19 protein-coding genes are annotated in these 18843 nt (G+C 59.0%); 12 read left to right on the forward strand and 7 right to left on the reverse strand.

Annotation, left to right across the window (positions count from 1 at the left end):
• Window positions 1-31: 31 nt before the first annotated feature.
• From treS to B9H00_RS13200, 3 genes are all read left to right on the forward strand, one after another.
• Entirely contained in the window at window positions 32-3508 is a 3477-nt protein-coding gene (gene treS, locus B9H00_RS13190) for a maltose alpha-D-glucosyltransferase (RefSeq protein ID WP_211329579.1), read from the forward strand.
• Window positions 3492-5729 carry a 1,4-alpha-glucan branching protein GlgB gene (gene glgB / locus B9H00_RS13195; RefSeq protein WP_086901031.1) on the forward strand — a complete coding sequence of 746 codons (2238 nt, stop codon included), beginning with the start codon at window positions 3492-3494 and terminating at the stop codon, window positions 5727-5729. Before treS ends, glgB begins: the two co-directional genes overlap by 17 nt.
• A 172-nt stretch (window positions 5730-5901) precedes the next feature.
• Entirely contained in the window at window positions 5902-6096 is a 195-nt protein-coding gene (locus B9H00_RS13200) for a hypothetical protein (protein WP_086901032.1), read from the forward strand.
• Between the two features lie 9 nt (window positions 6097-6105).
• On the opposite strand, the gene B9H00_RS13205 is transcribed toward B9H00_RS13200, so the two are convergent.
• The 4 genes from B9H00_RS13205 to B9H00_RS13220 all read right to left on the reverse strand — a co-directional run bounded on the left by B9H00_RS13205 (window position 6106) and on the right by B9H00_RS13220 (window position 8458).
• Window positions 6106-6612 (reverse strand): hypothetical protein, encoded by a 507-nt coding sequence (locus tag B9H00_RS13205; RefSeq protein ID WP_086901033.1) that lies wholly within the window; start codon window positions 6610-6612, stop codon window positions 6106-6108.
• Window positions 6613-6721: 109 nt separating this feature from the next.
• A complete protein-coding gene (locus B9H00_RS13210; protein ID WP_086901034.1) occupies window positions 6722-7057 on the reverse strand; it encodes a DUF3140 domain-containing protein in 336 nt (111 codons plus the stop codon).
• A 50-nt stretch (window positions 7058-7107) separates the two neighbouring features.
• Entirely contained in the window at window positions 7108-7326 is a 219-nt protein-coding gene (locus B9H00_RS13215) for a hypervirulence associated TUDOR domain-containing protein (RefSeq protein ID WP_086901035.1), read from the reverse strand.
• A gap of 88 nt (window positions 7327-7414) precedes the next feature.
• Window positions 7415-8458 (reverse strand): YihY/virulence factor BrkB family protein, encoded by a 1044-nt coding sequence (locus tag B9H00_RS13220; protein ID WP_086901885.1) that lies wholly within the window; start codon window positions 8456-8458, stop codon window positions 7415-7417.
• Between the two features lie 207 nt (window positions 8459-8665).
• Between B9H00_RS13220 and B9H00_RS13225 the strand changes: the two genes are divergently transcribed.
• The 6 genes from B9H00_RS13225 to B9H00_RS13245 all read left to right on the forward strand — a co-directional run bounded on the left by B9H00_RS13225 (window position 8666) and on the right by B9H00_RS13245 (window position 12665).
• Entirely contained in the window at window positions 8666-10015 is a 1350-nt protein-coding gene (locus tag B9H00_RS13225) for a hypothetical protein (protein WP_086901036.1), read from the forward strand.
• A 33-nt stretch (window positions 10016-10048) separates the two neighbouring features.
• Window positions 10049-10363, forward strand: coding sequence for a glutathione S-transferase N-terminal domain-containing protein (locus B9H00_RS13230; protein ID WP_086901037.1), 315 nt, complete (start codon window positions 10049-10051; stop codon window positions 10361-10363).
• Window positions 10364-10543: 180 nt separating this feature from the next.
• A complete protein-coding gene (locus B9H00_RS16815) occupies window positions 10544-10711 on the forward strand; it encodes a CsbD family protein (RefSeq protein WP_120211711.1) in 168 nt (55 codons plus the stop codon).
• Window positions 10712-10852: 141 nt separating this feature from the next.
• Entirely contained in the window at window positions 10853-11035 is a 183-nt protein-coding gene (locus tag B9H00_RS13235; protein ID WP_086901038.1) for a CsbD family protein, read from the forward strand.
• Between the two features lie 149 nt (window positions 11036-11184).
• Window positions 11185-11463, forward strand: a complete 279-nt coding sequence (locus tag B9H00_RS13240) for a peptidylprolyl isomerase (RefSeq protein WP_086620517.1) — start codon at window positions 11185-11187, stop codon at window positions 11461-11463.
• Window positions 11464-11672: 209 nt separating this feature from the next.
• Window positions 11673-12665 (forward strand): adenosine deaminase, encoded by a 993-nt coding sequence (locus B9H00_RS13245; RefSeq protein WP_086901039.1) that lies wholly within the window; start codon window positions 11673-11675, stop codon window positions 12663-12665.
• On the opposite strand, the gene B9H00_RS13250 is transcribed toward B9H00_RS13245, so the two are convergent.
• On the reverse strand, window positions 12666-13601 hold the full coding sequence (locus tag B9H00_RS13250) for an AEC family transporter (RefSeq protein ID WP_236944283.1): 936 nt from the start codon (window positions 13599-13601) through the stop codon (window positions 12666-12668). It abuts the gene before it with no gap.
• A 149-nt stretch (window positions 13602-13750) separates the two neighbouring features.
• On the opposite strand from B9H00_RS13250, the gene B9H00_RS13255 reads away from it, so the two are divergent.
• Together B9H00_RS13255 and B9H00_RS13260 are read left to right on the forward strand one after the other, a co-directional pair.
• Complete coding sequence (locus tag B9H00_RS13255) at window positions 13751-14794, forward strand: hypothetical protein (protein WP_086901041.1); 1044 nt, start codon at window positions 13751-13753, stop codon at window positions 14792-14794.
• 77 nt (window positions 14795-14871) lie between these two features.
• Window positions 14872-15264: a glutaredoxin family protein gene (locus B9H00_RS13260; protein ID WP_086901042.1), complete on the forward strand. Its 393-nt coding sequence runs from the start codon at window positions 14872-14874 to the stop codon at window positions 15262-15264.
• 53 nt (window positions 15265-15317) lie between these two features.
• Here B9H00_RS13260 and B9H00_RS13265 read toward each other — a convergent pair whose 3' ends face one another.
• Window positions 15318-15755: a DoxX family protein gene (locus B9H00_RS13265; protein WP_086901043.1), complete on the reverse strand. Its 438-nt coding sequence runs from the start codon at window positions 15753-15755 to the stop codon at window positions 15318-15320.
• A gap of 142 nt (window positions 15756-15897) precedes the next feature.
• On the opposite strand from B9H00_RS13265, the gene B9H00_RS13270 reads away from it, so the two are divergent.
• Window positions 15898-16818: a LysR substrate-binding domain-containing protein gene (locus B9H00_RS13270; protein ID WP_086901044.1), complete on the forward strand. Its 921-nt coding sequence runs from the start codon at window positions 15898-15900 to the stop codon at window positions 16816-16818.
• Between the two features lie 74 nt (window positions 16819-16892).
• On the opposite strand, the gene thiC is transcribed toward B9H00_RS13270, so the two are convergent.
• Window positions 16893-18839, reverse strand: a complete 1947-nt coding sequence (gene thiC, locus B9H00_RS13275; RefSeq protein ID WP_086901045.1) for a phosphomethylpyrimidine synthase ThiC — start codon at window positions 18837-18839, stop codon at window positions 16893-16895.
• Between the last annotated feature and the right edge of the window lie 4 nt (window positions 18840-18843).

Genomic DNA, 18843 nt, shown 5'->3' on the forward strand with positions numbered 1-18843 from the left:
CCGCGTGTCGAGGCGAGGAGGACAATGTCTCATGATGAATGCCAGTGATATCTCCGGATCGTCCCAGCAGGCCATGGCGGCAGGAGAGGGAGAACCCGCCTTTATCAAGGATCCGCTGTGGTACAAGGACGCGGTCATCTATCAGGTCCACGTCAAATCCTTTTATGACGCCAATAATGACGGTATCGGCGATTTTCAGGGGCTGATCGAGCGTCTTGATTACATCGCGGGACTGGGCGTCAACACCGTCTGGCTGCTGCCGTTTTATCCGTCGCCGCGCCGCGATGACGGCTATGACATCTCCGAATACTGTGCGGTCAGCCCTGATTACGGCACGCTCGAACAGGCGCAACAGTTTATCGAGGAGGCACATGCCCGCGGCCTGCGCGTCATCACCGAGCTGGTCATCAATCACACCTCCGATCAGCATCCGTGGTTTCAGCGGGCCCGGCATGCGCCCAGGGACTCGCCCGAGCGCGACTTTTATGTCTGGTCGGACAGCGATACCCACTACAGCGGCACCCGCATCATCTTTCTGGATACCGAGACGTCCAACTGGACGTGGGATCCGGTGGCCGGCCAGTACTTCTGGCACCGGTTCTACTCTCATCAGCCCGACCTGAACTTCGATAACCCCGTCGTATTCGATGAGGTCATGAAGGTCATGCATTACTGGCTGGAAATGGGCGTGGATGGTCTGCGTCTGGATGCCATCCCGTATCTGGTCGAGCGCGAAGGCACCAACAACGAGAATCTGCCCGAGACCCACGACGTGCTCAAGCGCATCCGTACGGTGATCGATGAGCATTTTCCCGACCGCATGCTGCTGGCCGAGGCCAACCAGTGGCCCGAGGACACACGTCCCTATTTCGGCGAGGGTGACGAGTGCCACATGGCCTTTCACTTCCCGCTAATGCCTCGCATGTACATGTCACTGGCACAGGAAGATCGCTTCCCCATCACCGACATTCTGCGCCAGACACCGGAAATTCCCGAAAACTGTCAGTGGGCCATTTTCCTGCGCAACCATGACGAGCTGACGCTTGAAATGGTGACCGACCGCGAACGTGACTATCTCTGGAATCACTACGCCTCCGATCGTCGTGCGCGCATCAATCTGGGCATTCGACGTCGTCTGGCACCGCTGCTTGAGCGCGATCGCCGTCGTATCGAGCTGCTCAACAGCCTGTTGCTGTCGATGCCGGGTACACCCACGGTGTATTACGGCGATGAGATCGGCATGGGGGACAATATCCACCTGGGGGATCGCGACGGTGTGCGTACCCCCATGCAGTGGTCCATGGACCGCAACGGCGGCTTTTCTCGCGCCGACCCGGCCAGCATGGTACTGCCGCCGATCATGGATGCCCTGTACGGTTTTCAGACCATCAACGTCGAGGCGCAGACCCGCGACCCCCATTCGCTGCTCAACTGGACACGCCGCATGCTGGCCGTGCGCAGCCAGCAAAAGGCGTTCGGTCGCGGCGTCATGAAGCTTTTGTATCCCAAGAATCGACGCATTCTGGCCTACATTCGCGAATACACCCATGAGGATAGCGGTGAGGTCGATTCCATCCTGTGCGTGGCCAACGTGTCACGCTCGGCACAGGCGGTGGAGCTGGACCTTTCAAGCTGGGAAGGGCGTGTACCGGTGGAGATGCTCGGGGGCAGCAGCTTCCCGCCGATCGGACAGCTCAGCTATCTGCTGACGCTGCCACCCTATGGTTTTTACTGGTTCCTGCTGGCGCCGGAGACGGCCATGCCGCAATGGCACACGCCGGCTCAGGAAATGATGCCGGAGCTTTTGACGCTGGTGATCAAACAGCGGCTGGAGGAGGTTGGTTCCGGCAGAACACGCCGCTCGCTGGAAAACGAAAGCCTGCCGCAGTATCTGCCGCGAAGACGCTGGTTTGCCTCCAAAAACAGCACCATCGATCGGGTCTCACTGGCCTGGGCGGTCGGCCTGGATGGCCCGGTCATCGATGAGTACGCCTCCGGCTCGCCGACGATATTGCTGGGCGAAATCGAGGTTCAGTCGCATCAGGGCAACGAGCCATCGTCCCATGAGCGCTATGTGCTGCCATTGGGCATGATCGGCGAGGATGAAACGTCGCTTTTGCCACAGCAGCTGGCCATGGCCCGCATTCGCCGCGGCCGGGAAGTCGGGCTTCTGACCGATGCCTTTGCGATGCCGGGCCTGCCCCTGGCGGTCGTTCAGGCGCTGCGGGCAGGTACGGTGCTGGATCTGAGCCATAGCGTGGTGGAAACGGACGCCGAGGCGCCGCGTCCCGGCGAGCTGCATTTTAGATCCACCTCGCTTCTGGCCGAGATGGAGATGTCATCTCAGGACGCCGAACTGCGTTATCTGAGCGCCGAGCAGTCCAACAGCTCCGTGATCATTGATGACCGCATGGTGCTCAAGCTGATTCGCCGGATCGAAAGCGGTATCCATCCCGAAGCGGAGATGGGTCGTTATCTGACCGAGCGCGGTTTCAATCACATTGCACCGATGCTGGGTGAAGTCACCCGCGTTGATGATCAGGGCGTGCCTCACGTGCTGATGGTGCTGCAGGGGTATATCGACAATCAGGGCGATGCCTGGGAGTGGACACTCAACACGCTCGAGCGCGCCATTCGTGATGTCAGCGAGATGGTTCAGTCCGAGCAGGAGGATGCCTACGATCCGCTGGCGAACCTGACCGGCTTTGCAGGCCTTCTGGGACAGCGGCTGGGCGAGATGCATACCCTGCTGGCCATGGAAACGCCGGAAGCCGATTTTGCCCCCGAGATCGCCGACGACGCCCGGACGCAGGCATGGGCCGAGAGTGTGCGTGCTCAGCTGGCCCGGGCCATGGAGATTCTCGAAAGCCACAAGGGCGGTGCCAGCGAAGAGGATCAGAAGCTGGCCGACTGGCTGCTGCAGCGACGTGAGTCACTCTACGAGATGGCGGATTCGTTCGCTCATCATGCTCGTGGCAGCCTGTGCACGCGTACCCACGGTGATCTGCATCTGGGCCAGATACTGGTGTCGCATGACGATGCCTACATTATCGACTTTGAAGGAGAGCCTGCCCGCTCACTCGATGAGCGCCGCATGAAGAGCAGCCCGTTGCGCGATGTGGCAGGGGTGGTGCGCTCCTTTGACTATGCCTCGGCCATGGCGCTGGACAATGCCTATCGCGCCGATGTGGCCCATGATCGGGAAGCGGTGAGTCAGGATGTCATCGAAGACTATCGTCACCGGGTCACACAGGCGTTTTTGCTGGCCTACCGCCAGGCCACGCATCAGGTGGCCCATGAGTGGCAGTTCGAGGATGGTGCCAGTGCTGCGCTGTCGCTGTTCACATTGGAAAAGGCCGCTTACGAGATTGCCTATGAGGCCGCCAATCGGCCGGCATGGCTGAGTGTACCCATGCGAGGTCTGGTCGCACTCTTTGACGAGTTGAGCGCCCGCTCGTCCAACGACATGTCCCAACCAGGGGAGGGTCATCATGACGACTCGCAGTAAACAGGACGTTCACAGCGCGTCACTCGATCGCACATCCCTGCACCCCGATGCCGCGCAGGCACTGGTCGAGGGTACCCATGGGGATCCCTTTGCCGTGCTTGGGCCACATGAAGTGGATCATGAGATGGTCGTGCGGGCCTTTTTGCCGCGCGCCATTGGTGTGGAGCTGCTCGAGCGCGACAGCAACCGTGTCATGACCCGGCTTCAGCCGGGTCAGGTGCCGGATCTTTTTGTCGGTCGGCTGGATCGGCTTGTCCCTTACCGCCTGCGCATTCGCTGGCCGCATGGCGAGGAGATCGTCGAGGACCCCTATACTTTTGGGCCACTGCTCGGAGAGCTGGATCTTTATCTGATCGGTGAGGGCAATCACCGTGAGCTGGGCACCTGTCTCGGTGCGCAGATGATGACGGTGGACGGGGTAAAGGGAGTACGCTTTGCCGTCTGGGCGCCCAATGCCCGGCGCGTCTCGGTGGTGGGCGAATTTTGCCAGTGGGATGGACGACGCTATCCGATGCGGCTGCGTCAGCCTACAGGCGTCTGGGAGATCTTCATCCCCGGCCTTGGAGAAGGTGCCGTCTATAAATACGAGATTCTGGGTCAGTCAGGGCTTCTGCCACTCAAGGCAGACCCGGTGGCACGGGCGACCCAGTCCCCGCCCGAAACCGGTTCGGTGGTCGCTGCACCGCTGTCTCATGACTGGCAGGATCAGGCATGGATGGAAGGGCGCGCCTCACGTCACGGCGCGGATGCGCCCATCTCGGTCTACGAGGTGCACGCGGCGTCCTGGCGGCGTCACGGCGGTGATGAGGGCGAGCTTTACAGCTGGGGCGATCTGGCTCAATGGCTGATTCCCTATGTCAAGGAAATGGGCTTTACCCACATCGAGCTGCTGCCGATCATGGAGCACCCCTTTGGCGGGTCCTGGGGCTACCAGCCGCTGTCGCAGTTCGCGCCCAGCGGCCGGTTCGGCAAGCCGCAGGAGTTTGCCGCCTTTGTCGATGCTTGCCACCAGGCCGGTATCGGCGTCATTCTGGACTGGGTGCCGGCGCATTTCCCGACTGACCCGCATGGGCTGGCCCGCTTTGACGGTACGGCGCTGTATGAATACCAGGACCCTCGTGAAGGATTTCATCAGGACTGGAACACCTATATCTACAACCTCGGTCGTCATGAGGTGCACGGCTTCATGCTGGCCTCGGCCCTCTACTGGCTCAAGCATTTCCATGTGGATGCATTGCGCGTGGATGCGGTGGCCTCGATGCTTTACCGCAACTATTCACGCCAGGAAGGGGAGTGGATTCCCAATCGTCACGGCGGGCAGGAGAACCTGGAAGCCATCGATTTTCTGACCCATCTCAATGAAGTGGTTGGTGAAGAAGCGCCCGGCGCCGTCATGATTGCCGAGGAGTCCACGGCCTGGCCCGGCGTGAGTCGTCCCGTGTCCGAAGGCGGTCTCGGCTTCAACTACAAGTGGAACATGGGCTGGATGCACGACACCCTCAGCTACATGAGTGAGGATCCGCTGTATCGAAGCTACCATCATGGCGAGCTGACCTTTTCGCTGGTGTATGCCTTCTCCGAGCGCTTCATGCTGCCGATCTCTCATGATGAGGTGGTGCACGGCAAGGGGTCGCTGATCAACAAGATGCCGGGCGATCGCTGGCAGCAGTTTGCCAACCTGCGCGCCTGCCTGTCGCTGATGTGGACCCATCCGGGCAAGAAACTGCTGTTCATGGGGTGTGAGCTGGCACAGTTTCGTGAATGGAGTCATGACCGCGAACTGGACTGGTTTTTGCTGGCCGACAGCGAACATCAGGGCATTGCCGATCTGGTCCGTGATCTTAACGGGCTCTATACCAGCGAGCCGGCCCTGCATGAGCAGGACTGTATCCCGGCAGGGTTTGAATGGGTCATCGGTGATGATGCCCGGAACAGCGTTCTGGCATGGCTAAGATGGAGCCGCGACGGCGAGCCGGTGCTGGTGGTGCTCAATCTCACCCCACAGGCGCTGTCGGATTATGGCGTCGGTGTGCCGTCAGCGGGTTACTGGCAGGAGTGCTTCAACAGTAATGCCCGCTTGTATGGTGGTACTGGAACCGGCAATGATGGTGGGCGTGACAGTGAGGCGCGTGAAAGCCATGGTCATCCGTTTACGCTGTCACTGCATCTGCCGCCTCTGGGCGCCGTGATCCTCAAGCCCGGTCAAAAGACGCTGGACTGATCCGGCAATAATGCACATGGCGTAGCAGGACTACGCCATGTGCGACAAAACGTGCATCGCGGCAAACCGTTAAAGCTTCTTTAATATAGGAGAAGTCTTATATAGACGGAGCGGTCGCCTCATATCGTCAGCGGCGGGTGGCTGTTCCCGGTCGACAGGACGGGAGGTCGCCATGCGTCACCATCGACATTATCCCCTCGTTGATATCGCCATTCTTTTGATAGTGATACTGCTGGCGCTGTTTGTGCTCATGCGCGGCGATACGCTGGTCCCCGAGCGGGACAATCATATGCCCGCCTGGTGTGAACACCATGACGGGCATTGTCCGGATGTTTCCAGCGATCCGGTGCGCAGTTTCAAGGGCTAGACGCAGGAATCAGTTTTCCAGCGCTTCACCGGCACGCTGCAACAGATTGGACGTGGCCTGGCGAGTATCCTTCCAGGCACTGCTGGCGGCGTCGCTGGTCTTTTGCCAGGTCTGTGAAGCCTGCTGACGCGCCTTCTGCCACCAGTCATTGCTCCAGGTGGGCTGCTGCTTGAGCGCGTCGCGATCAAGGTTGACGATCACGTTATATTGCAGGTCTTCAAGATCGGTGTCGGTGCTGGTTTCGACCGTGAAATCACCGCGCTGAATGACATAGCCGTGATCCTGTGGATCAAAATTGTCGTCATCGGTTTCGATCACGATGGCCTGAAGCGTCATGTCATCGCCAAACAGCAGATCTTCCACCTCTCCGATAGCCTGATCTTCATTTTGAAGATGAACATCAGCATCCATCAGTTTATCTGCAGAATAGAGGCCGTCGGTGGCCGGCTGGCTGGCCTGAGCCATGGCGGCGGCACTCATCATGACGGCGCCTGCGAGTAGTGAGCGATACTTCATGGAGAACGTCCTTGTGTCGTGTTTCCCGAAAATCATGGCACTCGAGCGGCGGGTATGCCCGGCCTGATCGTTAAATGCCAGTTTCAATTAAGCGTTTGTTGCACGCTGATTACGATGACTTGAGCGGATCGTGGCCCCAGTTCATCAGCGAATAGCGCCAGCGCGAGGTCTCTTTATCTTCCTTTTGCGGCGGCTGCTTGAGATGACGCGCCACATACTGATTGACCTTTTTCATGTGGCTGTAGTCGTTGTCATCGAGTTCAGCCTTGCGCTTTCTTTTGATCTCGACAATGCGACGGCCTGACCGATGTCCGGTGGATTCGCCGTCGCTGCTGTCACCGACCGATTTTGATTCGTCGCTTTCAAGCCACTCTTCAAGCTCCTTCGGCGCCATGTTGACGCTTTCCTTGAAGTCCTGGTAAATCGTTTCGTGATCGTCGCTCATGGTGTCCTCCTTGACACATGATATAAAAACGTTGGCCGCTGAATGATGGCTCAGGCCTTGCGCAGCTCCTTGTGGAGCTTGAGCACACGATCGCCGTCATCCTGTTTGATCATATAGGCCGGCTCTTCTTCGCTGGCATTGCGGGTGACGTCGCTGCCCTTGATGCGCCGGGTCACCTTGTCGGTATATTTGCGCGTCACCTTGCCTTCTGCCCAGTGATCTCCCCACTTCCATTTCACGCGCTGACGCTGACGGTAGTGCTCACTCATGAAAACGCTCCCTGTTGTTTCATGGTGGGTTGGACGCCGTGTGTCGACTCGTTTGTCGATTGATCACAGCGTTTGAGTATCGGGTGGCTCAACTTTCGCGGTGGCGATCCTCTCCGGTCGGGACACTGCTGACATCGGTAAAGGCGTTTTCACCAATGTCATGATTGTCGCTGGCCACGGTATCGGCGGCCCAGGCCCCCCGTTCGCCCATCGGTTTCGGTTTGCCCGTTGTCGTGTCCTCGCGGGTCTGGCGTTCCAGCTCGCAGTTGAGCGCGGCCCCCAGCAACACGATAAAGGCCGATAGCCAGAACCACAGCAAAAGCACCATGACCGCACCAATGGTGCCGTAGGTCTGATTGTAGCTGCTGAAATTTCGAACATAGATGGAAAAGCCGATCGATCCCAGCGCCCAGAGCAGGGTAGCCGTGACGGACCCCATGCTGATCCAGCTGACGCGTGACGGTGCCCGATCGGGTCCGTAGCGATAAAGAATCGTGATGGCGGTAATGACCAGCATCAGCAGGATGGGCCAGCGGATATAGGTCAGAAGGGTTGAAAGGGTGTCGCCAAAGGGCAGCCAGGCGATCAACGGAGGCAGTACGGCAATGGTGCCCAGCGTCAGAATGGTCATCACCATCATGGCCCCGGTCAATATCCAGGTCATCAAGGTCAGCTTGATCAGCCCGCGCTCTTCCTTTTCCCCATAGATGATGTTGAGCCCGGCCATCAATCCTTTCATTCCCTTGGAGGCGCTATAGACCGTGAACACCAGGCCCGCGACCGCCGTAATGCTCATGCCGGTACCGGCGTTGCTATTCACCGACAAGGCCTGCTGGCGAATGATGCTGGCAGCGTCTTCGGGCAGTACGCTACTGAGCATTTCGATCTGACCCTGAACCTGTTGTGGGTCAAAGGCCAGGCCCCAGATCGAAATGAAGGCAGCGATGGCCGGAAAAATCCCCAAAAAGGCATAAAAGGCGATACTGGCGGCGATCAGGGTGGCGTGATTGGCCTCCACCTGGCGCTTGACGCGCAGCAGCGTGTCCTTCCAGCCCAGCCCCGGCATGGCAAACGGTGACGTGGTGTTGCGTCCCCGATCCCTGCCACGATGCTTGTCGGTGGTGTCCTGCATGATTTGGTTACCCCGGTTGAACGATTCAGGCTGGTGCGTCATGCATTCAGGTGCCTGACGTATAAAATGAAATACCCTGTATGGGGCGTCTCCCAGTGTAGCGACAATAATGCCATCATTGAGATTCGAACCAGGTCACGACGTGTCCGTGTCCATGCGTTAAAGATGTCAGTATCTCAGCCACGTCATGCCTTAAGGGTTACGTTCTTGGTCAGTGTAGAGCGCAGGGAAGGTTTCAACATCAAGATCTCACGAGTGCTCAGGGAGGCCACCGAGCACGGGCTGGATCTTTATCTGTTTGTACCTGCAGAGATCGATCTTCATCGTAATGTTGTCTCGGAAGGAAGTTTTTATCACAACGCCATCCATCTAAAGCGCACCTACTACAGCAATCAGCGTCATCTGCCGCTGGCACATAGCCGACTGGCGCGCCGGGACCGGCAGTCACCCGAGCGTTATCGGCTGAGTCTGAGCCTTTATGCCTACCAGTATGTGGTGGCGCTTGAACGTCTGATTGCGCCGCTGGAAGGGCATCCCGATAGGGTGAGCGTGGAGGCCCTTGAAGAGATCATCGAACTGGCGCGCAGCGTGCCCAGGCGCATGCGCCGCAACCGACCCGTCGATGACAATCAGCTCAAGTACTTTATCAATATCGATAATTACCTCTCCTGGATCACCGAACAGCGGCTCTTGAAGCTGATTGCCGGTCTGCCCGAGTGGGAGGATTCGCAGGCGATGGCGCGCCATGACCTGTTCGAGATCTGCCGGTTTGAAAACCGCTACCGCAGCGAGCATCAGTACAACTCGAGTCGTGCTTCCCAGAGCCCGTCGCGCATTTCCAACAAGATGCGCCTGCTGCGCCGTTTGATTGAATATCCAGTGACCCTCAAGCAGCGAACGCGTGAGCTGGGTGCCTGGGAGGAGCGCGGCGTCAAGGCGCTCGCCACTGGCGTGGTGATGCTGGTGATTTCGGTCATGATGCTGGAGGCGCGTAATCTGGTCGGGGACCTGACCCTGCGCTTTGTACTGATACTGGCGCTTTTGTATGCCATGCGTGAGGTCTTCAAGGAAGATCTGCGCAATACGCTGTGGCGCTGGCTGCGGCGGGGCAGGCCCAAATGGATACGCCAGTACTTCGATGTCCACAGCAAGGAGATGGTCGGGCAGCAGCGTGAATGGCTCGATTATGTTCGCTTCAAGCGGCTTGATGACGACATTCGTGCCACCCGGGGTGGTGGCGTGACCCAGCGTGAAGAGGTGATTCTTCAGTATCGAAGCCGTTCGAAGATGCTGCCGACCCGGTTTCTCAGCGGCTATGAAGAAACCCGTGAAATCATGATGCTTGATCTTTCAGTGATCGCGAATCTGCTGGAAGACAGCCATCATCATGTCTACCAGTTGCTCGATGGCGAGGTGAATCGCGAAGTGGTCGAGCGGCGTTACCAGATCAATCTGGTGGCGCGCACCATCCGCGGTTCCCAGAAAACCACTGTTCAGCGATGGAAAATCAACATGAGCCGCTCGGGGATCGTGGATATCGAGGAATCCACGCCCTGAAGATGAGGCCCAACCCATGCAAAGGAGACCTCAATGCAGAGCAATACCGATGAAGTGATTCGCACGCCCGAAGCGCAGGCGGAAGTGGACCAGCAGTGCCAGTCGCTGGCCCTCTATGAATACGAGAGCTGCCCATTTTGCCGACGCGTGCTGCATGAGATCGAGCAGCTGTCGCTCAACATCGAACTGCGCAACACCCGTGAGGATTCCTCGGCCCGTGATGAGCTGCGTGAGGGCGGCGGTCGCACGATGGTGCCGTGCCTGCGTATCACTCAGGAAACCGGCGAAACCCACTGGATGTACGAATCTGCTGATATCGTGGCCTGGCTGCGCCAGCAGTTTGCCTGATCGAGCGTTATTAACGCTGCCTGAATGTTTGTGCCCGATTCGTCACATTCATTCACAAAATCACGGCTGACGACCGGCCAGTGCCGTCTATGCTGTAGATAAGGGTGTCGACACAAGCGTCTGTTAGTAAAGGCTTAGTAAAGGCCCTGTTGGCATCATCATGCAGAACAGGAGGTTGGCATGTCAGAGTCAAAAGGTGGCAAGGCAGAAGGAATGATCGACAAGCTTGGCGGCAAGATTCAGAAGGAGACCGGCAAGGCTACGGGTGACAAGGACCAGATCGAAAAGGGTGAGAAGGATCTGGCCAAGGGCGAGCGCAAGGCCAATTCCGACAGTAGCAAGGATTGACCCGCGCTGTTGGTATCATCAGGTCGATATAACGACATTGGCAATACGGCACAACCGACTACACTCAATCATGCGTATCACGGATACGCGGATACCGTCCAAAGAGTCCGGTGTCATATTTTCTACATGGAGGTAACTGTCATGGCTACAGATTCCAAGTCCGACAAGGCAGCAGGCGCAATGGACAAGGCAAAGGGCAAGGTCAAGGAAGCCGTAGGCAAGGCCACCAACAAGCCCGGTACCGAAGCTGAAGGCAAGGCCCAGCAGTCGAAAGGCCATGCTGAAAGCGCCAAGGGTAATGCCAAGGATGCCCTTAAAAAGTAACGTCCTTGAGTTGAAGAGTTAACAAAAGGGCCGCTCAATGAGCGGCCCTTTTTGTTGGACGGTCATTTTTTGTATTTGAAGCCTCGAGACGCTATGGCTGACTTCAGGGGCATCGTACAATCAGGGTTTTAACCTCAGGAGGCTCTTTCATGGCCCAGGCAAGCGCGCGACATATTCTGGTGAACAGCGAAGCCGAGTGCGAAGCGCTCAAGACCGAGATCGAGCAGGGCAAGGACTTTGCCGAGGTAGCCCGTGAGCATTCAAAGTGCCCCAGCGGTAAGCAGGGCGGTGATCTGGGCACCTTTGGTCGTGGTCAGATGGTGCGCGAATTTGATGAAGTCGTTTTCACTGGCGATCTCAACAAGGTGCACGGCCCGGTCAAGACCCAGTTCGGCTATCACCTGCTGGAAGTGACCAGCCGCAGCTGATCACGATCACCACACCTGGTGGATCGACCCCGGGGGCTGCCAGCAAGGCAGCCCCCTTTTCGTGGTGCTGAGCTCTTGATGCCGGCGTACGCGCGACACCGATGGGCGGCTGGTTTATCCTGCCTGTTGTGAAACGGCCCCGGTCGTATATTTGATGAATCATCCGGCACTTCGGTGCTGATTGACTGCAGGACTGTGAGGAAGTGCTCATGAAAGACTGGCTACAAACGCTGCCCAAGGCGGAACTGCACCTGCACATCGAGGGCACGCTGGAACCCGAGCTCATGTTCGAGCTGGCCGCCAGAAACGATGTTGCGCTCCCCTATGGCTCCATTGAAGAGGTCCGCGCGGCCTATAACTTCACCAACCTGCAATCCTTTCTCGATCTCTACTATCAGGGCATGAACGTCCTGCATACCGAGCAGGATTTCTTTGATCTGGCGATGGCCTATTTCGGGCGCGCTCATGCCGATGGTGTGGTTCATATCGAGCTGTCGTTTGATCCGCAGCCGCACCTGGCGCGCGGCGTGGCCATGCGGACCCTGTTTGCCGGTCTGGGCCAGGCGCGTGAGGAAGCCGCGCGCCGTTTTGGCATGTCGACGGCACTGATCATGAGCTTTCTGCGTGACCGCAGCGCCGAAGAGGCCCTGGATGTCCTTGAACAGGCCGCCCCCTGGTACGGCCAGATCGATGCAATCGGGCTGGACAGTGCCGAGCTGGGCAATCCGCCCGAGAAATTCACGGCCGTGTTCGAACGTGCTCGCACGCTTGGCATCGCAAGGCTGGCCCATGCCGGTGAAGAAGGGCCGGCTGCCTATATCAGCGGGGCGCTGGATGCCCTGGATGTCTGTCGTATCGATCACGGCGTACGCTGTCTCGAGGACGAAGCGCTGGTGGCCCGGCTTGCCAACGAGCAGATTCCGCTGACGGTCTGCCCGCTGTCCAACGTGTATCTGAAGGTCTTTGAGCGTCTGGAAGACCACACGCTGCCCGGTCTGCTCGATCATGGCCTGTGCGTGACGCTCAATTCCGATGATCCGGCCTATTTCGGTGGCGGCATGCTCAATAACTTCATGGCCTGTCATGAGGCCTTTGGCTGGGATGAAGACGCTTTCCGCGTGCTGGCCCGCAACGCCATCGAAGCCGCCTTCATGGACGAGTCCCGCCGTGAAACGCTGCTGAAGACGCTGGCCGAGTGCTGATCAGACACCGGTCTGGTGAATGAACCAGATGGCGGCGCTGATGGTGAAAAAGGCGCCGGTCGTGGCGACCAGCAGTGCGGCGGCGCAGAGTCCATCCATGGCAAAGCGTGTCCCGAAAATGGGATAAACGCTCAGCATGGGGGCGCTGGCAATCAGCAGGGCACCAATCATCAGCTCGGTGTTGTCGATCGGGAAGATCTGAAAGAACAGCAGCACCAGCAGCGGGTGGATCACCAGCTTGGCCAGCGTAATCTGTGCCACGTCGCGATACATGCCCCGCACCCTGAGCCCGTAGAGCGTTCCGCCAATGACGAACAGCGCTGCCGGTGCCGAGGCATTGGCCAGCATGTCGAGTGCCTTGTAGAGCGGTTCTGGCAGATCAAGACCGGTCAGCGACAGCGTCGCGCCGGTCACGATCGCAATGATGATGGGGTTGCGAATCAGCTGGCGTAGCGTGGTCAAAAGCATTCGAAAAACCGAGACACCCTGCTGGCGGCCGGCCTCGGCCAGCGCCAGACTCAAGGGGATCATCAGCATGTTTTCGATCAGCATGCACAGCGCCAGTGCTACCCCGGCCGTAGGGCCGATCACCATCACGGCGATGGGGTAGCCGATAAACCCGCTGTTGGAGGTCCCCATGCCCATGGCCATGATGGCGCCATGGTCCAGGCGCTGCCCCTGTCGCCGGGTGAGTGCCAGCCCCATCAGCAGAACCGACAGCGAGCCCAGACCATAAGACAGCAGATAGTGCGCGTTGAAGACTTCCGTCAGCGCATGCTGACTCAGGGCCCGTATGATAAGCGCCGGCAGGGCCAGTGTGACCACAAAACGCCCCACGCCCTGCACGTGATCGCGGGTGACCACGCCGCCCATGACAGCAAGATAGCCCAGCGCAATCAGCATGAAGATGGGGGCGGTAATGGCGAGAACTTCCAAGCACGAATCTCCGGGGTGGGGCGTCATGGCCGGGTGACTCTGACCTTCAGATCCCGGCTCGGGCGGCAGATGACGGGGCGAAGGGTTGTATTCACTGGATGCCGACGTCAGACAATGGTGATCGAACCACTTTTGCAGAGGGTCCTACCATGCAGGCACGTCTGTTATATCACAATACACTGCATTGCTTTCCGGCCGGGCTCGCCGATGAGCGCCAGGCGCTGGTGCATGCCGAAGTCTCTGCCGTGGTGTATGACGGCGAGCGTCTGATTCTGGGCAGTGACAAGCCGATTCCCGGGATTGAGCGCTCCTCGATCTTTGCTGTTGATCTCGACGATCAGGGGCATCCACAGGAAGAGACGCTGTCCTACTACACTCAGCCGCTGATTCGCCAGGCCATCAAGTATGAGGATTTCGCACTCACCGTGGATGGCCGTCATGTGCTGGCCACCACCGGCTTTGATCGCATCCAGCCTGACGACGACTCTCTCAACGATTATAACCACCTGCTGATCTGGCCGCTGGGAGACCCTGACCGGGTGCAGGTCGTGGACCCGGACCCGCGTGACGGCGTGGAAGGATCACTCGAGCTGCGTCAGCGCCTGACGGCGGCCATCGGCATGCCCTACTACAAGATCGAAGGGCTGGCGGCCATTCCAGCCGATAAGGGAGACGGTCTGCTGTTGTTCGGGGTGCGTGAACAGGGCCAGCATTTTGATGATTTCAACTATGTCTGTCGTGTGGTCGGTGCCCATTACCGGATCAACGAGCAGGGTCAGCTGGTGTTTGTTGACGAGATGCGTGAGCACTATTCGTTCGACCCCGGTCAGTTCGACGCCGTGGCGCACCTGTGTGGTCTATCGAGTCTGGAATATGACCCGTACAACCAGCAGCTTTATCTATTGACCAGCTTTGAAAACGAACAGGGTGGCATCGACAGCATTGGTGGCTATCTCTGGCGGATTGATATGGCAGATTTCAGCCAGGGCAGGGCGCCTGCGCTGGTAGAGAACGATACGGGAGAGCCGCTGGTCTTTACCCACAAGGCCGAAGGACTGGCCGTGCTGGATCACGAACGCCTGTTTGTGGTTTACGACAATGACCGCGAGCTGGCGCTGGGTGACCATGACGCCAAGCGCGATCAGAAGTACGCCTGTGAAGCCCCCTGGACACTTTTGCAGATGATCCCGTAGCGCCGGGGGTCAACCGTGGCGTCCGGGGCTGATACCATGGGCGCCGTTCCTTCGTTTTACTTCCCTACGGTGTCATCATGAAAATCGTCATGCGCTACTTTTTCAAAACCGTGCGGCTGGTGCTGGCGCCTGTCATGATCGCCCGCGACCGTTTCGGTCGTCCCGAGCCGATCACACGCGCCCCCCAGGCGCAGGCCGAGGTGGATCGCGCCTGCCAGACGCTGACGCTTTATCAGTTTCGCACCTGCCCCTTCTGCGTGAAGGTACGCCATGAAATGCATCGTCTGGCGCTGCCGATCGCTCTGCGCGACACCCAGCACGACGAGGCTGCCCGACAGGCGCTCAAGGCCGGCGGCGGGCGCGTCAAGGTGCCGTGTCTGGCCATTGAGGGTGACGATGGTCAGACCGAATGGATGTATGAATCCGACGCCATCAAGGGCTACCTGCAAAAGCGCTTCGAGCCTGCCTGAATATTTTTCTGGGCAGGGCAAGTGAGTGTTTTGCTGAAAGCAACCGCTGCCATTCAGGTAGCGGTTTTCCTTTTGTCTTGCCAATGGTCCAGGGCGTAACCGCCGGGTCCTGTTTTGGCAAGCAGCAGCAGTCCACCGGCGATGCCCAGGTTTTTATAGAAATGGAGCATGTTGCCGTATTGCTGTGCGTCCGGCATCAGCCAGTAGGCATGCCCGATAAAAGCCGTCCCCAGCGTATAAAGGGCCAGCAACAGGGCCAGCGGTCGAGTCATGTAACCCAGCAAAATGGCCAGCGCGACGGGCACTTCCATGATGATGGCAATTATTGCTGAAACGGTGGGCACAGGCGCGCCCAGGCGCTGCATGGTCTCAATGGTTCCCTGCGGGTCCATGAGCTTGCCCCAGCCCACCAATATAAAAAGCAGCGTCAGTAGCACCCTTGCGAGCAGTACGGAAACATTTTCAAATGCCGGGGGATAACGGTGTCCCATGGTTAGACCTCGATCAGTAATGAAAAGTGTGGGCCGTGTCAACGATCAATGACAAAGCGGCGGGCGCCTAGTTTATTCGGGTTGGGGCATGCTGATTAGATGTCTCAAAAGCAATGCATTGTCCTGCTGGTGATACAAGTCGATGCTTGATCTGAACGATATTCATTATTTTGTTCGCGTCATCGAACATGAAAGCTTCAGTGAGGCCGCCCGTGCACTGGGGATTCCCCGGTCGCGCCTGAGTCGACGCATTGCAGCACTGGAGCGCCGTCTGGGCGTCCAGTTGATCTACCGCAGTACACGTCGTCTGTCGCTGAGTGAACTGGGGACAGTCTTTCATCGTCACTGCGTGGCGATGATGGATCAGGCTGTGGCTGCTGAGGAGGCGATCGATCAGGCGTTGGCCGCGCCGCGGGGGTTGATTCGGCTGAGCTGTCCCATGGGTATTTTGCATTTCAGGATGGCGACAGTGCTGTCGGACTTCATGACGTGCTATCCCCAGGTCAGGGTCGAGCTGCTGGCCACTGATCGGCGGGTAGATATCGTTGATGAAGGCATCGATGTTGCGCTGCGTGTCAGGTCACTGCCGCTGGAAGACAGTGATCTGAACATGCGCTTTATCGCGCGAAGTGAGCGTCGGCTTCTGATGGCGCCTGCACTACTTGAGCGCTACGGGAAAGTCGATCTTCCCGAACAGCTCGATCATTTTCCCGCATTGGGCGGACGCGGTAATGACGGGCGGTGTGTCTGGCATCTGTACGGCCCGGCGGAGGCATACTCCGAAGTCGAATATATGCCGAGGCTATGTACCGATGATCTGGTCACCCTGCGTCATGCCGCTCTGGCCGGTCTGGGAGTTGCACAACTACCTGTATTGGTTGCCGGAGAAGACCTGCGTCACGGTAGACTGATAGAAGTACTGCCTGGCTGGAAGCCGGCAGATGCTTCGCTGCATGCGGTGTTTTCTGCTCGTCGCGGACGACTGCCGGCGCTTCAGGCCTTGCTGGATTTTCTTGTCGAGCGATTGGGCGGACATGTGCTTGAGCTTGATATGGCGCCCTGACAGGGCGCCGTTGTGCGTACACCCATGCATTCAGGCCGCTCGGGACTTTTGAGGCCCTGTGCTGCATCGGTAAGTTAAATTTCCTTGTAGAGTTCGCCGCCACTGTTGCGAAACTTCGCCGCCTGCTCGGCCATGCCGCGCTGCCTGGCCGCTTCATCACCCTCAGAGCCGCTGTCCTGTGCCCCGTGATGAAAACGGTCGCGCACTTCCTGGCTAATCTTCATCGAGCAGAACTTCGGGCCGCACATGGAACAAAAGTGCGCCACCTTGGCCGAGTCCTTCGGCAGGGTTTCGTCGTGATATTCGCGTGCGGTGTCCGGATCAAGCCCCAGATTGAACTGGTCTTCCCAGCGAAACTCGAAGCGTGCCTTTGAGAGTGCGTTGTCGCGTCGCTGGGAGGCAGGGTGGCCCTTGGCGAGATCCGCCGCGTGGGCGGCGATCTTGTAGGTGATGATGCCGGTCTTGACATCATCGCGGTTGGGCAGGCCCAGGTGTTCCTTGGGAGTGACATAGCAGAGCATGGCGCAGCCGTACCAGCCGATCATCGCCGCACCAATGCCGGAGGTGATGTGGTCATAGCCCGGGGCGATGTCGGTGGTCAGCGGCCCCAGGGTATAGAAGGGCGCCTCGTCACAGCACTCAAGCTGCTTGTCCATGTTCTCCTTGATCAGGTGCATCGGCACGTGCCCCGGCCCCTCGATCATCACCTGCACGTCGTGACGCCAGGCGATCTGTGTCAGCTCGCCCAGGGTTTCAAGCTCGGCGAACTGGGCGGCGTCGTTGGCATCGGCGATTGAGCCAGGGCGCAGGCCGTCCCCCAGCGAGAAGGCGACATCATAGGCCTTCATGATCTCGCAGATTTCCTCGAAGTGCGTGTAGAGAAAGCTCTCCTCGTGATGGGCCAGACACCACTTGGCCATGATCGAGCCGCCGCGCGAGACAATGCCGGTAGTGCGTTCGGCGGTCATCGGCACATGGTGCAGCCTGACGCCGGCGTGGATGGTGAAATAATCCACCCCCTGTTCGGCCTGCTCGATGAGCGTGTCGCGAAAGATCTCCCAGGTGAGGTTTTCGGCCACGCCATTGACCTTCTCGAGCGCCTGATACAGCGGCACCGTGCCGATCGGCACCGGCGAGTTGCGGATGATCCACTCGCGGGTCTCGTGAATGTTCTGGCCCGTCGAGAGGTCCATGATGGTATCGGCGCCCCAGCGGATGCCCCAGGTCATCTTGTCGACCTCTTCCTCGATCGAGGAAGTCACCGCCGAATTGCCCAGATTGCCGTTGATCTTCACCAGGAAGTTGCGCCCGATGATCATCGGCTCGCTTTCCGGGTGATTGATGTTGTTGGGGATGATCGCCCGCCCGCGGGCCACTTCCTCACGCACGAATTCTGCCGTGATCTCCCCCGGCAAGCGGGCGCCGAAGCTCTCCCCCTTGTGCTGGTGCCCCAGAATGCGCTCGACCTCTGCAGTACCCATCTGCTGGCGGCGCTGGTTCTCGCGCAGGGCGATAAATTCCATCTCGGGCGTCACGATGCCCTGGCGGGCGTAGTGCAGCTGGGTCACGTTTTGGCCTGCCTTCGCACGTCGCGGCGTGCGCGTCAGGGCAAAGCGCAGGGTCGACAGGCGCGGGTCCTCAGCGCGACGGCGGCCATACTCACTGGTAGGGCCATCCAGCCACTCGGTGTCACCCCGCTCATCGATCCAGGTGCGGCGCAGGTCTGCAAGCCCGCGACGGATGTCGATGTCGGCGTCCGGGTCGGTATAGGGGCCGGAAGTGTCATAGACCAGCAGCGGCGGGTTCTCTTCGATGCCATCACGGGTGGTGGTCGGCGAGAGGCTGATTTCGCGCATCGGTACTCGAATGTCCGGTCGCGAGCCTTCAATGAAGACCTTTCGCGAGGCGGGCAGCGGGGCAATGGCGGCACCGTTCACTTTGGCGGTATCGGCCAGAAAGGTCGGAGATTTCCGATCGCGGCGCGGGGAGCGTGCGTCGTGAGCGGCGGTGGTATCGGTCATGGTG

This window comes from Kushneria marisflavi, from assembly GCF_002157205.1.
Lineage (GTDB): Bacteria > Pseudomonadota > Gammaproteobacteria > Pseudomonadales > Halomonadaceae > Kushneria > Kushneria marisflavi.

Bases quoted from the DNA above. Each gene is read 5' to 3' on its own strand.
- B9H00_RS13220 (WP_086901885.1), bottom strand. From the start codon at position 8,458: ATGCAGGACACCACCGACAAGCATCGTGGCAGGGATCGGGGACGCAAC.
- thiC (WP_086901045.1), bottom strand. From the start codon at position 18,839: ATGACCGATACCACCGCCGCTCACGACGCACGCTCCCCGCGCCGCGAT.
- B9H00_RS13265 (WP_086901043.1), bottom strand. From the start codon at position 15,755: ATGGGACACCGTTATCCCCCGGCATTTGAAAATGTTTCCGTACTGCTC.
- treS (WP_211329579.1), top strand. From the start codon at position 32: ATGATGAATGCCAGTGATATCTCCGGATCGTCCCAGCAGGCCATGGCG.
- B9H00_RS16815 (WP_120211711.1), top strand. From the start codon at position 10,544: ATGTCAGAGTCAAAAGGTGGCAAGGCAGAAGGAATGATCGACAAGCTT.
- B9H00_RS13205 (WP_086901033.1), bottom strand. From the start codon at position 6,612: ATGAAGTATCGCTCACTACTCGCAGGCGCCGTCATGATGAGTGCCGCC.
- B9H00_RS13235 (WP_086901038.1), top strand. From the start codon at position 10,853: ATGGCTACAGATTCCAAGTCCGACAAGGCAGCAGGCGCAATGGACAAG.
- B9H00_RS13240 (WP_086620517.1), top strand. From the start codon at position 11,185: ATGGCCCAGGCAAGCGCGCGACATATTCTGGTGAACAGCGAAGCCGAG.
- B9H00_RS13200 (WP_086901032.1), top strand. From the start codon at position 5,902: ATGCGTCACCATCGACATTATCCCCTCGTTGATATCGCCATTCTTTTG.
- B9H00_RS13215 (WP_086901035.1), bottom strand. From the start codon at position 7,326: ATGAGTGAGCACTACCGTCAGCGTCAGCGCGTGAAATGGAAGTGGGGA.
- B9H00_RS13230 (WP_086901037.1), top strand. From the start codon at position 10,049: ATGCAGAGCAATACCGATGAAGTGATTCGCACGCCCGAAGCGCAGGCG.
- B9H00_RS13255 (WP_086901041.1), top strand. From the start codon at position 13,751: ATGCAGGCACGTCTGTTATATCACAATACACTGCATTGCTTTCCGGCC.
- glgB (WP_086901031.1), top strand. From the start codon at position 3,492: ATGACGACTCGCAGTAAACAGGACGTTCACAGCGCGTCACTCGATCGC.
- B9H00_RS13260 (WP_086901042.1), top strand. From the start codon at position 14,872: ATGAAAATCGTCATGCGCTACTTTTTCAAAACCGTGCGGCTGGTGCTG.
- B9H00_RS13210 (WP_086901034.1), bottom strand. From the start codon at position 7,057: ATGAGCGACGATCACGAAACGATTTACCAGGACTTCAAGGAAAGCGTC.
- B9H00_RS13245 (WP_086901039.1), top strand. From the start codon at position 11,673: ATGAAAGACTGGCTACAAACGCTGCCCAAGGCGGAACTGCACCTGCAC.
- B9H00_RS13270 (WP_086901044.1), top strand. From the start codon at position 15,898: ATGCTTGATCTGAACGATATTCATTATTTTGTTCGCGTCATCGAACAT.